This is a genomic window from Hymenobacter segetis, assembly GCF_038448715.1.
Lineage (GTDB): Bacteria > Bacteroidota > Bacteroidia > Cytophagales > Hymenobacteraceae > Hymenobacter > Hymenobacter segetis.
In genome coordinates this window covers 1-13,287 of sequence record NZ_JBCEVZ010000054.1, presented here as the reverse complement: position 1 = coordinate 13,287, position 13,287 = coordinate 1, and the positions used below count along the sequence as shown (strand labels likewise).

Sequence of the window (13,287 nt, the reverse complement as noted above, 5' to 3'; positions counted from 1 at the left end):
GTAGAGCGGGCTTGGCGCGTACAACGCACCAATCTTCTCGCCACTTTTGCCGCATGATTAGTAAACTCCGCTTCCCCGTCCTCATCCTGTTTTTGCTGCTAGCGGGTTGCCGCGCCGGTGGCCCCGGCACCCCGGCTCGCACCGTTTCTTCGTTTTTCTCGAAATACGAAGGCCGCGAAGGCTTCAAAACCACCGACTGGTCGGCCGACCTGCTCCAGCGCCTGGCCCTGGTGAAAGCCGCCAAGCTCCTCGGCGGCTCCGACCTCACCAACGGCATCACCGGCATCCGCTCGGCCAAGGTCATCAGCTTCGCCCCCACCACCACCTCGGCCAAAGAGCTGGCGGCCCAGGGCCTGCGCAGCGAAGCCGCCGGTATTCTCCAGAACAATAAGTACGACCCATTGACCACGGCCGGCTTCGGTGGCAGCAACTACGCTGTGTCCACGCGCGGCTCGGGCAATAGCATTTCGGAATTCGCCGCCCTCGGTACCTTGCCCGACGTGGCCGATTCCTTTGTGCTGGTATCGGTGCAGGGCAATTTCACCAGCTCCCAGGTAGCGGCCCTGAGCAAGTACCTGCCGCAGATTGTGCAGGCCACCAGCAAGTAATTTGTCACCCTGAAGTAAACGCAAAATGCCCGGCTGAACGAAGGTTCAGCCGGGCATTTTGCGTTTACCTTAGACTCTATCGGCCCTGGGCCATCAAGGCCTCAATCTCCTCCGCCTTAATCGGAATGTTGGCCATCAAGTCCTCATTGCCATTGGCCGTGAGCAGGATATCATTCTCCAAACGAATGCCCAAGCCTTCCTCGGGAATGTAGATGCCAGGCTCGCAGGTGTACACCATGCCCGCCTCGAAGGTGCGGTACTTGTAGCCCACGTCGTGCACGTCGAGGCCGAGGTAGTGGCTGGTGCCGTGCATGAAATACTTCTTGTAGAGCGGCGCAGCGGGGTCTTGGTTCTTCACATCGGCGGCGTTCAGCAGGTCGAGCTTGATGAGCTGCTGTTCCATGTACTCACCCACGGCCTGGTGGTACGCTTCGATTTCGCCACCGGGCACGAGGCGCGTTTTGGCGAAATCCATCACCGATAGCACGGCATCGTACACCTGGCGCTGGCGCGGGGTGAACTTGCCGTTCACGGGAATGGAGCGCGAGAGGTCAGCGGCGTAGTTAGCATATTCGGCCCCGAAGTCGAGTAGAATCACCTCGCCGTCCTGGCACTGGTTGTCGTTGGTGGTGTAGTGCAGCACGCAGGCATTCTTGCCGCTGGCCACGATGCTGCCATAAGCCGGCCCCCGGCTGCGGTTGCGCATGAATTCGTGCACGATTTCCGCCTCAATCTCAAACTCCCACACGCCCGGCTTCACAAAACCCAGCAAGCGCCGAAACGCCTTGCCCGTAATATCACACGCCTCGCGCATCACACGGATTTCCTCGGGGCTCTTGATGGCGCGCAGCTGGTGCAGCAGGCGTGCCGCCCGGCGGTAGGTGTGCAGCGGGTACTGCGCCTGCAGGCTCTTGATGAAGCGGGCATCCCGCGTCTCTACCTCCACCACAGCCCGGATGTGCTCGTTGGAAGGCAGGTAAACATTCTCAGCCTCGTTCATCAGCGCGGGTAGCACCGATTTGAAGCTATCCAGCCACATAATAGTTGGGATGCCGGAGTTGGCGCGGGCTTCGTCCTTGGTCAGCTTGTAGCCTTCCCAGATGAGAATGTGCTCCGAAGTTTCCTTCAAAAACAGAATTTCGCGGTGCTGGGGCAGGCGCGCATCGGGGAAGATGACGAGGATGCTTTCCTCCTGGTCCACGCCGGACAGGTAGAACAAATCGTTGCTCTGGCGGAAGGCCATGGTGCCGTCGGCGTTGGTCGGCATCACGTCGTTACTCTGGAAGATGGCCAGCGAAGCCGGCGGCAGCAGCTCGCGGAAGCGGCGGCGGTTTTCAATAAAAAGCTCGGGGGCAAGGGGAGCGTAGCGCATGGGCAAGAGTTGAGTTGGAATGGGGCCGCAAGTTAGGTAGCCGGCTGCCGGCATGGGCTAGCACTGTGGACCGACTGCGGCTTGAATGAAAAGCAAAAAAGCCCTTGCTTATTCATAAGCAAGGGCTTTTTTAACGGTTAACCGCTGGACCTTACATTTTGGTTGAGGTCTTTTTTACGGTCGTTTTGTTGGCTTTGTAGCGCATATCGGGCGTGCCGTCGGCCTTCAGGGGGCCGGTGCTCATCTTGGTGGTTTTGGTCGATTTGTTCTCCGAGTAGCGCATGTCGGGCGTGCCATCGGCCTTCATTTTAGTGCTGCTGGTCGAAGTCGACGACTTGGTCATGCCCGAGGGCGTGGTCATTGTGCTCGATTTGCTGGTGGTAGCCGCGCCCTTGGTCATGGTGCTCGACTTGGTCATGCCCGCCGGGTTGGTCATCGTCGACGACTTCACCGTCGTTTTCGTGGCCGGGGCCTGCATGGTTTTGGTCGTCATTGTTTTCGACGAGCTGGTGCTCATCTGGGTGCCGGCTGCCGGCGTAGCCGTTTGGGCCTGGGCCACCGAGCCGCCGAGGATGCTGAGGGAAACGAGGAATCCGAGAATGCGTTTCATGGGAGTGAGTGTAACTAAAGAGTGAGAGAATGCGCCTCCTACGCGGTTTCGGGCCGCGTGGTTGGATGGCAATGTAGCTATTTTTTCATATCCCGTGCCAACTTCATTTTCCCTCCGCCACGGCGGTTAAACCTTTCCGGCAGCCCAGCCTCCAACCCGCATCTTTCCCCTCACTATTATTTTTTATTCCCATGCAAAAGTCGTTGTTTTCGCTACTCGCCGCCGTTAGCCTGCTGGCTGTCTCCTATACTTCCGTGGCCCAGGTCGTGACGCCCGGCATCAACGCCCGCCAGCGCAATGAGCGCGCCCGCATCCGCCAAGGCGTGGCCACCGGCGAACTCACCCGCCCCGAAGCCGCCCGCCTCAAGGGCCGAGAAGCCGAAATCCGGCAGGACAAGCGCGCCGCCCGCGCCGACGGCATCGTGACCCGCGACGAGCGCCAGGACATCCGCAAGGATGAAAACCAGGCCAGCCGCGCCATCTACCGCCAGAAGCACGACGGCCAGGTGCGGCCCCGCGCCGTGCGCTAGCCCGCTGTCCTATCGCCTCTTATTATGTTGCCAAAATCCCTGCATCCCTTATCAGATGCAGGGATTTTTTATGAATTATTGTTGATTTTTTAAATTTAATATTACTTTAGTGCACACAAAAGCACTACCGGCAGGAATCCGCCGGTTCATTCTCCCACTTTCTGCTGCCTGGCATATGAAGCACTTTCTTTACTCTGTCCTAACTATCAGTTCTTTGTTGCTACTCGGCCCACCTTCGGCCAGTGCCGCCAATACCCGCCACAGCCTGAACGATACGCCCGCCGATGTGCAGCGCAAAGCCGCCACCCGCGAGCAGAAGGCCGCCACCCGCGAAAAAGCTGTTGCCGCCAGAAAAGCTTCCAAAATGCAGCGCCTAGCTGTCAAATCCCGCAAAGTCACCAATAAGCTCCAGCGGGCCATGCTCGTCATTCTCGGCCTCGAAGACAGCAAAGCCGTCACCTCACCGGCCCGCCTCCACCGCCAGCTCCACGCCCACCAAAAGCAGCTGAAATCCCGGGCCCGCATGGCCGCCCGCGCCCACCGGCACCGCGCCCACGAGTAGCCCTCACTAAACTTATTGTTTTAAAAAGCCCCTTGTCGGTATCGACAAGGGGCTTTTTGTTCTCCGGCAGTTGTAGATTTTGCACACCTTTCCCTATCCTCATTTCACAGAACCTGCGAATTCATGAAAAATTCATTAGGAATAATTTGTTATTTTATTTTAATATATATATTTTTATTATAACCCTAAGCGGTTAGCCAAGCGGTGCTCGGCCTCAAAAATAGGCAGCGCACCAACTGACACATTACCAACCTTTTTCACTTTTTTGTATACTGCAATGAATACACACTGCTGCACGTTGTTGGTAGCCGGAGGACTATTGCTCCTATGTTCCGGTTTTGTGCCCGCTGCCCCGCGCTCCGCCCCGTCTTTCGACGACACCCCGGCCGAAATTCAGCGTAAAGCAGCGCGGGAACGCGCCGTGGCGGCGAAAAAGGCAGTCCTAGTGTCCCGCAACAACGCCCGCACCACCCGCAAATCGACAGCGAAGCTCAACCGCGCCGTACTTATCCTGCTGGGCCTAGAGGCCAACCGGAAAGTCACCTCCCCTGCCAAGCTGGACTGGCATCTGCACCAACATCAGCAGCATATGAAGCGGCAGGCCCTGCACGCCTCGCAGGCCCGCAAGCGGCGCTGCACCCGCGCCCTTAACTAGCGCCCAGTCAGCACCGTTCTAACAATAAAAAAGCCCCTTGCCGCATTGGCAAGGGGCTTTTTTAGCGTCAGATGGCAGCAGAATTATGCCGTAACCTGAGCTTCCAATTTTTGGGCGAGCACATGCTTAGGCACGGCGCCTACTTGTTTATCAACGATTTGGCCATTCTTGAAGACCAGCAGCGTGGGGATGCTGCGGATACCGAACTTCATGGAAGTCTGGGGGTTGGCGTCCACGTCAACTTTGCCGACCACGACTTTGCCTTCGTATTCGCCGGCCAGTTCCTCCACTACGGGGCCTACCATGCGGCAGGGGCCGCACCATTCGGCCCAGAAATCAACCAATACGGGCTTATCGCCGCTGATGATTTCGTCAAAGTTGGCGTCGGTTATCTCAATTGCTTTGTGTCCCATTTCAATTTGGGTTGGGGTTAATTAGTATAGTCTGGCGTATACGGCCAACGGGGTCGCAAGGTAGCAGATTGGATGGTAAAACAGCGGGGCCGGGGGAAAGTTCAGGAATGGTTGGCTGGCCCGGTGAAGGACTGGATTTTCTATCTGAACGCGGTGTATGACGAGATTTTTCCTAAAATTTCACCAGCGCTAAACCGCTAAATCAGCGTGCAAACTTCCATATCCAGCTCCCTCATCTTCTCAATGAAAGCCTTGGGCTCAATCTGAAAGCGGCGCGAGAACATGTCTACCGCCAGGTGCTCGTGGGGCTCCACAAACTGAATTTCGAGGCGCTTGCCGCCCGGCGCGTGCTCGATGGCTTCTTCCAGCCGGTCGAGCATGGGGGCGGTCACGGTGCGCAGGTCGAGGCGCACGCGCACACCTTTGCTGCGCTTTTCGGCCACATCGGCCAGCGGTTCCATGGTCAGGATGCGCAGGTCCCACTGGTCCTGGGTGTGGCGGCGCAGCTCCTGCTTGAGCTTGACGTACATGGGCGGCACCTGCTCGTTGGGGTAGTTGCGCGGGTTGATGAGGGGCGCAAATTTGGTGTAGTCGTCGCGGAACAGCGCCGGGTTGATGCTCGTCTCGTAGTCTTCCAGGGTGAAGGTGCAGAAAGGCTGGCCGGTTTTCGTCGTCTTGAATAACACGTTGTTAATCAATCCCGCCACGGCAATTTCCTTATTTTTGATTTCGTCTACTTTCTCCAGACCGCAGGTACAATAGGCGTCCAGCTCCAGCTTGTAGGCATCGAGCGGGTGGCCGGACAGATAGAAACCTACGACCTCCTTTTCGCGGCGGAGCTGCTCGGTTTTGCTCCAAGGCTCCATCTCGTGCATCTTGGGTAACGGCGCGGCCACGGCCCCGAACGCACCCGCGCCGAAGAGGCTGTGCTGGGCCGATTCTTTAGCGGCGGCGTGCTGCTGGCCCACTTTCATGGCCTTTTCGATGAGGTTCTGGTCGCCGGCCGGCGCATCCAGGTAGAGGCGGCGGTGCTTGTCGAAACCATCGAATGCGCCGGCCTGGGCTAGGCTTTCGAAGGTTTTCTTATTCACGGTGCGCAGATTCACACGCTTGGCAAAGTCGAAAATATCGGAGTAGTTGCCGGCTTTTTCGCGCTCCTGCACCATGCTTTCTACCGCGAGTTCGCCCGCGCCCTTCACCGCGCCCATGCCGAAGCGGATGGCCCCTTCCTGGTTCACGTTGAATTTCAGGAGGCTTTCGTTCACATCCGGCCCGAGCACGGGCACGCCCTGCTTGCGGGCTTCCTCGATGAAGAAGGTCACCTTCTTGATGTCGCCCATGTTGTTGGTGAGCACAGCCGCCATGTACTCAGCCGGGTAGTTAGCCTTCAGATAACCAGTCTGGTAGGCAACCACGGAGTAAGCGGCGGAGTGCGAGCGGTTGAAGCCGTATTCCGCAAACTTCTCCATCACGTCGAACACGTCATTGGCCTTTTTAGCCGCGATACCGTGGATGTTCTTGGCGCCTTCGATGAACTTCTCGCGCTCCAAGGCCATCTTTTTCATGTCCTTCTTACCCATGGCACGGCGCAGCAAGTCGGCCCCGCCGAGCGAATAGCCGGCCAGAATCTGGGCCGTTTGCATAATCTGCTCCTGGTACACCATAATGCCCTGGCTGTATTCCAGAATGGGTTTCAGGAGCTCGTGCGGGTATTCCACTTCCTCGCGGCCGTGCTTGCGGTTGATGAAGTTCGGGATGAACTGCATCGGGCCCGGGCGGTAGAGGGCGTTCATGGCAATCAGGTCCTCGATGTTGGTCGGCTTCAAGTCCTTGAGGTACTGGCGCATGCCCTCGGATTCAAACTGGAACGTGCCGATGGTATCGCCGCGCTGGTAGAGGGCATAGGTCTTTTCGTCATCGAGCGGGATTTCGTCGATGTCGATTTTCACGCCGTGGTTGCGCTCAATCAGATTCATGGCATCCACGATAACCGTCAGGGTTTTCAAACCCAGAAAGTCCATCTTCAGCATGCCCGCCGATTCAATCACCTTGCCGTCGAACTGCGTGATGAGCAGGTCCGAGTCCTTGGAAGTCGAGACGGGAATGTACTTGGTGATGTCGTCCGGCGCGATAATTACGCCGGCGGCGTGGATGCCCGTGTTGCGCACCGAGCCTTCGAGCTGGGTAGCGAGGCGCAGAATCTGTCCTTTCAGGTTTTCGGGCGACTCATCGCGCCGAATCATGTCGAGTTCCTGGTTTTCGGCGAAGGCGCCAGCCAAGGTGGTGCCCGGCTTATCGGGCACCATCTTGGTGAGGTCGTTGGTATGAGGCAGGGGCAACTCCATGGCCCGAGCCACGTCCTTAATGCTGGACTTGGCGGCCATGGTGCCGAAAGTGATAATCTGGGCCACCTGCGTCTTGCCGTATTTATTCACCACGTAGTCAATGACTTTCTGACGGTTCACGTCGTCAAAGTCAATATCGATATCGGGCATCGACACGCGCTCGGGGTTCAGGAAGCGCTCGAACAGCAGCGAGTACTTGATGGGGTCGATGTTGGTGATGCCCACGCAGTAGGCCACCGCCGAGCCGGCGGCCGAGCCCCGGCCCGGCCCCACGGCCACGCCGATGTTGCGGCCGTGGTTGATGAAGTCCTGGGTGATGAGGAAGTAGCCCGCGAAACCCATCGTCTGGATGATGCGCAGCTCATAATCAAGCCGTTCCTCGACTTCGGGCGTGCGGTCGGAGTAGCGCGGCGGCTTGGTCATCGTCACGGTGCCGTTGCCGGCACTTGGGCCGAAAGCTCCTACGTAGGTCAGCTCGCGCAGGAATTCATCGGCGTTGGCGAAGGGCGCGGGGATGGGGAAGTTGGGCAACAGAATGTCGCGGGCCAGCTTCGGAGGGGTGATTTTGTCGACAATCTCATTGGTGTTGTCGATGCTTTCGGGAACGTCGATGAACAGCTCGTTCATCTGGGCCTGGGTTTTGAAGAAAAACTGGTCGTTGGCGAAGCCGAAGCGGGTGTGCGGCTTGGGCTTCTGCAGTTCCTCGTCGATGCGGCGGAGCTGGCGCTGGGCACGCTCGTCGCGCGAGTGGTCGCGGCGCAGGTTGTCGAGCAGGTCGTACTTCACCTCGCCCCCGCTGGTCATCAGGGTGTAGTAATTGGTGCGGATATCGCCGACCGGGATGCTGTGCTCCTCGCCGGTGTTCACGCAGAGCAGCAGGTCGTGGGCGGCATAGTCAGTCTGGTCGACGTAGTGCGAGTCGTTGGTGCAGATAACTTTGACGTTATACTTGCGCGCAAAGCCCAGCAGCACCTGGTTCACGTCTTCCTGGCTTTTGCCGGTGCCGTCGAAATTCATCAGACCGTGGCGCTGGATTTCGATGTAGTAGTCCTCGCCAAATAGGTCGAGCCACCACTTCAGCTTTTCCTCGGCCTGGGCCTCGGTGCCGAAGAGAATGGTTTGCGGAATCTCAGCCCCGATGCAGCACGACGTGGCAATCAGACCCTCGTGGTACTTCACCAGCAGCTCCTTATCGATGCGCGGAAACTTAGAGTACACGCCCTCGATGAAGCTCATCGAGCAGAGCTTGCTCAGGTTGTGGTAGCCAGCCTGGTCCTTGGCCAGCAGCAGTTGGTGGTGACGGGTGTCGCGCTCGCCCTTCTCGCGACTGAAGGCCTTTTTGTGACGGTCTTCAACAAGGTAAAACTCGCAGCCCACGATGGGCTTCACGTTGTACTTGTTCGCTTCGGCCACGAAGTTGAACGCGCCGAACATGTTGCCGTGGTCGGTGAGGGCCACGGCGGGCATGCCGTCCTTCTGCGCCTTCTTCATCAGGGCGCCAATGCTGGCCTGACCGTCGAGCAGCGAGTATTGCGTGTGCGAGTGGAGGTGCGAGAAAACGGGCATAAGACAGGGCGTTGGGAACGGGCTAATCGTAAAGATACCCCCGGCTGGCGGGCATTGCCAAACCCCATTCCCCTGCTGCCTGATTCCCTGACTGCTGCGTTTTTTACGACTTGTGAGCCGGCAGTCAACCCATTTTTCGGGCTATTTTATTTCGTCTCGGTCTGCACGCGCAGCACTTCGCCCAGCTTCACCGAGGCATCGGGCTTGTTGTTCCAGGCTTGCAGGTCGGCAATGGTTACTTGGTAGCGTTTGGCGATGCTGTACAGGGTCTCACCCTTCACAACGGTGTGCTGGGTAGTCGTTTGCACCTCCGGTGCGGATGGGGTTGCGGTTGCTGCCGAAGCTACCGGAGCAGCTTTTTTGGGCGCTTTGGGCACGTACAGCAGCGCCGGGTTTATTTGCCCGGTAGCGTGAGGGGCCGGGGCCGACACGGGCGCAGTTACGGGAGCAGGTTTTGGAACAGCTTTGGCGGCTGGAACGGGCTGTTGCTCCGTGGCCTTTAATGTCAATACCTGACCCGTAACCAAACCATAGGGAGGGGCCAGCTGATTGATGGCAATCAACGTGGCGGGAGGAATATTATAAAGCCGGCCCACGGAATAAACCGTCTCGCGGGCTTCCACGCGGTGGGTGGCATCGGCGGGAATGGCGCGCACGGCCGCTGTGGCGGGCTTCGATGTGGGCGCGGCGGCGACAGGCACCGGGGTAGGCTCCGGCTTGGGCACAACAGCAACCGGAGTAGGAACGACAGGCGCAGCAACTTTCGCCGGAGCCGGCTTCGGCACATATACCGGCGCAGCGGGCGCGTTTACAGGCTTGGCAACTACCGCCGGGCGGCTCACAGGCACCGCCACGGTCGAATCTGGCTGTCGCGGCTCATCGGCCAATGGCGCGGGTGCTGGGGCGGCAGCGGGCGGCGGCAGATAGGTTCTCTTGGCAAAAGATGGCTGCGTGGGAGCAGAAATTGGAGCCGAGCGTACCGGCGTTGGAGCCGCACGAACGGGAGCCGGGGTCGGCACAACGGGCGCAGATGCCATCGGAGCAGGCGCGGGCGCTACCGCCGGTGCTGTAGCGGCAGTCGTGGTGGCCGTTTCCAGCGCCTCGCCCCAGCCGTCAGTGCTTTCCGTGGTTACGCGCTTGGTTTTGCCGGTGTCGCTTTTGACTTTGATTTTAACCTTCACTTTGCCATCGCCAGCCGATTCGGTGCGGCGGGTAGCCACGGCTTCGTTGGCCTGGTCGACTAGATTATCCGTCTCGGTTTCGGCGGCCGTGGCGGCTACACTGGGGCGCTCCAGGGCCGCGCCCTCGGGCTGGGTGCGGTATTCGATGGCGGTTTCGCGGGGGCGGGTGTGCTGCAGCCAGAGCACGCGGCCGGGCCGCAGCTCCTCGACGCGAGCCATGCGGTTTTTGGTGTAAATGGCTTTCTGGCGGATGCCGTACTTCTGGGCCACGTCGAAAATCCGCTCACCGGGCTGGAGGACGTGGTATTCCACAGCGGCCACATCGCGCTTTTTTTCGAGGAAATACGGGCGGCCGGTTACCACTTGGTCAAAAGCCGACAATTCGTTGTGTTTCAAAAACTCGCCCAGGCGCTGGTGACCCCGTTTGGCTAGGTCGGCCATCGTCTCGCCCGGCAGGGCGATGAGCGCGCGCAGGTTGTTGAGGCGCACTTCGGCGGCATTGGCGGCCACGGTGGGTGCGCTCAGGAGCTGGCCGCGGCTTTGCAGGCGCTGGTTGGCCACGATGCCGGCGGCCTGAGTGATGTCGCCTACCGGCACGATGAGCGTGTAGGGTTTATCGGCGGGCACGGTGGCGGCCAGCAGCCAGTGGTTGTGGGTAGTTAGCGCGGCCGAGTCTACGTGCAGCGTGAGGGCCTGGTCGTAGAGACTCTGGCCGGCCACGGCGGGGAATTCCTGGAGCAGCAGTTTCGGCTTGGGGTTGAGGCCGCAGGCGGGCTCGAAAGCCACTTTCTGGGCCAGAAACATCAGCACGTATGGCGACGTGGCCTCAGTAATGGCCATTTCGGTGGCGTCGAAATCGGTGGGCAGCGTGTAGGGTTTCACGCCGGCCGGGCCGGTGTAGTAGCTCAGCAGGGCGTTGAGCCAGTTGTGCAGGCTGGTGTTGCTGCGGGTGAGGTAGCGGGCGGCGGCGCGGGTGCTGGTGGTGAGGTGCTGGCGCTCATCCACGGCGCTATTGACGGTGAGGCCCAGGCCGGTGGCGGTTTCCTGCTTGAGCTGCCAGTAGCCTACGGCCTCGTGGTTGCTGCGGGCATTGCCCAACAGGGCGCTTTCCTGGAGGGCGAGGTAGCGGAAATCGAGCGGCACGCCTTCTTCCTTCAGCACTCTATCAATGATGGGAAACGAGGCATCGGCCAAATCAACCCGCGCCTGAAACGAGGGCTGGTGGCGGCACAGGCCGTCGGCTTTTTGCTGCACGAGGCGCTGGGCTTCCTCACTAAGGACGAGGTGAATGCCGGCTACGTCCATGGCGGCGGGCACGTCGGGGTGCGGGCGCGGGGCCAGCGGCTGGGCTGCCAATGTGCCCGTAAACGTCAGTAGAACCCCCAGCAGCAGAATCAAATTTCGCATAAACAACCCCAGACCGGCAGCAGCCACCGCAGCAGCTTTCGACCCAGAAGCTACAAAGAACCTGATTTTCGGGGGAAATCCAGCCCTAGCCCTGCGGACGGTGCGCTCGGGCGGCTTGGTTTAGCCCGTTGCACGGCAAACTCTGTATCAGCACCGCAGTTGTAGCAGCGAAAAAACAATTTCAGCCCATGTACACCCTCAGTAGCCAGCAGCCCGTCCCGATATACCCGTTCGAGCGGGACGAAGTAACTGGGAGCAAACTATTCACCCTGCTACGCTCCGAGGGCGAGCTGACCTATGAGGAAAACCTGCTCATTCCGCACCGCAAGGCCTATTATTTGCTGGTTTTTGTGAAGCACAACCGTGGCCGGCATTGGGTGGATATGAAATCCTACGACCGGAAAGACAATACGCTGTACTTCTCCACCCCAAACCAGGTGCTGGTGAAAGAGGCTCCCACGCCCTTCTGGGGCACCCGCCTCACGTTCACGAAGGAGTTTCTGGCCTTGCAGCAAAACGCGGCGCTGCGCGAACTGCCGCTCATTCTGAACCCTTACAACGGCCACGAACTGCTGCTGACCGAAGCCGACGGGACCTTCGTGGAGGAGATGCTGGCGAAGCTGGAGGACGAATACAGCCGCCCCGGCGAATGGCAGCACCGCATGCTGAGCGCCTACCTGACGGTGCTGCTCACCCATCTGAGCCGCTTGTACACGGAGCAGTTCACAGGCGAAGAATTATCGGCTGACCAGCAGCTGCTTAGGACTTTCCAGGCCCGAATCGAGGAATGCTACCGCGAGTTGCACGAGGTAAGCGCGTATGCCGCCCAGCTACATATTTCGGCCGGCCACCTGAGCGAGGTGGTGAAAGCCAAAAGCGGAAAGCCGGCCATCAAGCACGTGCACGAACGGCTGGTGCTGGAAGCCCGGCGGCGGCTTTTTTACACCCAGCATTCGCTCAAGGAAATCGCGTTTGACCTCGGGTTTTCGGATGCGTCTTACTTCAACCGCTTCTTCAAACGTGAAACCGGCGCCACCCCGGCCGAATACCGCGCCACCATCCGCAAAATGTACCAGTAATACCGCGAAATGGGTGCCAGCCCCGCTCATCGGGCCCGATAATTTTGCGCTGTTAATCAACTGGAAATCATTGACCATGAAAACCGCACTCATTACCGGGGCCAACAAAAGCATTGGCTTCGAAACCGCCCGCCAGCTGCTACAGCAGGGCTACCACGTGTACCTCGGCAGCCGCGACCTTGAAAAAGGCCAGCAGGCTGCCGACCAACTAAAGGCCGAAGGCTTCGCCCAAGTTGAGCCTCTGCAAATCGACGTAACCGACGGTAATTCCATCAAAGCTGCCCGCGAAACCCTGGGCCAGAAAACGCCCGTCCTCGACGTGCTCATCAACAATGCAGGCATTCTCGGCGGCATGTCGCAGCCAGCCGTCAGCGCCGAAATCAGCCTGATTAAGGAGGTTTTTGAAACGAATGTGTTCGGGGTAATTACCGTAACGCAGGCCTTTCTTGACCTGCTGCGGCAGTCGCCCGCGCCCCGCATCGTGAATGTGACCTCGGGCCTGGGCTCGCTCACGCTGCACAACGACCCCTCGTGGAAATACTACGCCGTGAAAGGGGCTGCCTATCAGCCCTCCAAAGCGGCTCTGAATGCCTACACCATCATGCTGGCCTACGAGCTGCGCGATACGCCCTTCAAAGTGAATGCCGTGGACCCGGGCTACACCGCCACCGATTTCAACCACCACAGCGGCCCCGGCAGCATGGCCGATGCCGCCGCCCGCGTCGTGAAAGCCGCCGTTCTGGGCCCAGATGGTCCCACCAGCCAGTTTTTCAGCGATGACAATGCGCCGGAAACGGGCATTAGCCCGTGGTAGACAGCGGCAGTTGAGCGCTTTGGGGTGAGTAATTTGGGCAGACGATAAAGAACGTCATGCTGAGCGCAGCCGAAGCATCTCTACCGAGGAAGTAATTATTTACTCTCGCGGTAGAGATGCTTCGGCTGCGCTCAGCATGACGTTC

General features: G+C 59.3%; 11 protein-coding genes. 6 read left to right on the top strand and 5 right to left on the bottom strand.

Annotated features, from left to right (window positions below):
• Positions 1 to 53: 53 nt before the first annotated feature.
• Positions 54 to 608: a DUF4252 domain-containing protein gene (locus tag AAFH49_RS17510; RefSeq protein ID WP_342300202.1), complete on the top strand. Its 555-nt coding sequence runs from the start codon at positions 54 to 56 to the stop codon at positions 606 to 608.
• 76 nt (positions 609 to 684) lie between these two features.
• On the opposite strand, the gene AAFH49_RS17505 is transcribed toward AAFH49_RS17510, so the two are convergent.
• Together AAFH49_RS17505 and AAFH49_RS17500 are read right to left on the bottom strand one after the other, a co-directional pair.
• Positions 685 to 1,980: an aminopeptidase P N-terminal domain-containing protein gene (locus tag AAFH49_RS17505; RefSeq protein ID WP_342300201.1), complete on the bottom strand. Its 1,296-nt coding sequence runs from the start codon at positions 1,978 to 1,980 to the stop codon at positions 685 to 687.
• Between the two features lie 151 nt (positions 1,981 to 2,131).
• Positions 2,132 to 2,590, bottom strand: a complete 459-nt coding sequence (locus AAFH49_RS17500; RefSeq protein ID WP_342300199.1) for a hypothetical protein — start codon at positions 2,588 to 2,590, stop codon at positions 2,132 to 2,134.
• A gap of 191 nt (positions 2,591 to 2,781) precedes the next feature.
• Between AAFH49_RS17500 and AAFH49_RS17495 the strand changes: the two genes are divergently transcribed.
• The 3 genes from AAFH49_RS17495 to AAFH49_RS17485 all read left to right on the top strand — a co-directional run bounded on the left by AAFH49_RS17495 (position 2,782) and on the right by AAFH49_RS17485 (position 4,337).
• Positions 2,782 to 3,120, top strand: coding sequence for a hypothetical protein (locus AAFH49_RS17495; RefSeq protein ID WP_342300197.1), 339 nt, complete (start codon positions 2,782 to 2,784; stop codon positions 3,118 to 3,120).
• A 214-nt stretch (positions 3,121 to 3,334) separates the two neighbouring features.
• The gene (locus AAFH49_RS17490) at positions 3,335 to 3,682 is read left to right on the top strand and encodes a hypothetical protein (protein ID WP_342300195.1); all 348 of its coding nucleotides are present in this window, start codon (positions 3,335 to 3,337) and stop codon (positions 3,680 to 3,682) included.
• A 340-nt stretch (positions 3,683 to 4,022) separates the two neighbouring features.
• A complete protein-coding gene (locus AAFH49_RS17485) occupies positions 4,023 to 4,337 on the top strand; it encodes a hypothetical protein (protein ID WP_342300194.1) in 315 nt (104 codons plus the stop codon).
• 83 nt (positions 4,338 to 4,420) lie between these two features.
• Here AAFH49_RS17485 and trxA read toward each other — a convergent pair whose 3' ends face one another.
• The 3 genes from trxA to AAFH49_RS17470 form a co-directional block, all read right to left on the bottom strand.
• Positions 4,421 to 4,750: a thioredoxin gene (gene trxA / locus AAFH49_RS17480; protein ID WP_227785613.1), complete on the bottom strand. Its 330-nt coding sequence runs from the start codon at positions 4,748 to 4,750 to the stop codon at positions 4,421 to 4,423.
• A gap of 197 nt (positions 4,751 to 4,947) precedes the next feature.
• A complete protein-coding gene (dnaE, locus tag AAFH49_RS17475; RefSeq protein ID WP_342300193.1) occupies positions 4,948 to 8,661 on the bottom strand; it encodes a DNA polymerase III subunit alpha in 3,714 nt (1,237 codons plus the stop codon).
• A gap of 146 nt (positions 8,662 to 8,807) precedes the next feature.
• Complete coding sequence (locus tag AAFH49_RS17470) at positions 8,808 to 11,249, bottom strand: LysM peptidoglycan-binding domain-containing protein (protein WP_342300192.1); 2,442 nt, start codon at positions 11,247 to 11,249, stop codon at positions 8,808 to 8,810.
• A gap of 188 nt (positions 11,250 to 11,437) precedes the next feature.
• On the opposite strand from AAFH49_RS17470, the gene AAFH49_RS17465 reads away from it, so the two are divergent.
• Entirely contained in the window at positions 11,438 to 12,328 is an 891-nt protein-coding gene (locus AAFH49_RS17465) for a helix-turn-helix domain-containing protein (RefSeq protein ID WP_342300190.1), read from the top strand.
• Between the two features lie 76 nt (positions 12,329 to 12,404).
• The gene (locus AAFH49_RS17460; protein ID WP_342300188.1) at positions 12,405 to 13,142 is read left to right on the top strand and encodes an SDR family oxidoreductase; all 738 of its coding nucleotides are present in this window, start codon (positions 12,405 to 12,407) and stop codon (positions 13,140 to 13,142) included.
• The last annotated feature ends 145 nt before the right edge of the window (positions 13,143 to 13,287 follow it).

Coding starts and splice junctions, on each gene's coding strand:
- AAFH49_RS17510 (WP_342300202.1), top strand. CDS start 54: ATGATTAGTAAACTCCGCTTCCCCGTCCTCATCCTGTTTTTGCTGCTA.
- AAFH49_RS17505 (WP_342300201.1), bottom strand. CDS start 1,980: ATGCGCTACGCTCCCCTTGCCCCCGAGCTTTTTATTGAAAACCGCCGC.
- AAFH49_RS17500 (WP_342300199.1), bottom strand. CDS start 2,590: ATGAAACGCATTCTCGGATTCCTCGTTTCCCTCAGCATCCTCGGCGGC.
- AAFH49_RS17495 (WP_342300197.1), top strand. CDS start 2,782: ATGCAAAAGTCGTTGTTTTCGCTACTCGCCGCCGTTAGCCTGCTGGCT.
- trxA (WP_227785613.1), bottom strand. CDS start 4,750: ATGGGACACAAAGCAATTGAGATAACCGACGCCAACTTTGACGAAATC.
- dnaE (WP_342300193.1), bottom strand. CDS start 8,661: ATGCCCGTTTTCTCGCACCTCCACTCGCACACGCAATACTCGCTGCTC.
- AAFH49_RS17470 (WP_342300192.1), bottom strand. CDS start 11,249: ATGCGAAATTTGATTCTGCTGCTGGGGGTTCTACTGACGTTTACGGGC.
- AAFH49_RS17465 (WP_342300190.1), top strand. CDS start 11,438: ATGTACACCCTCAGTAGCCAGCAGCCCGTCCCGATATACCCGTTCGAG.
- AAFH49_RS17460 (WP_342300188.1), top strand. CDS start 12,405: ATGAAAACCGCACTCATTACCGGGGCCAACAAAAGCATTGGCTTCGAA.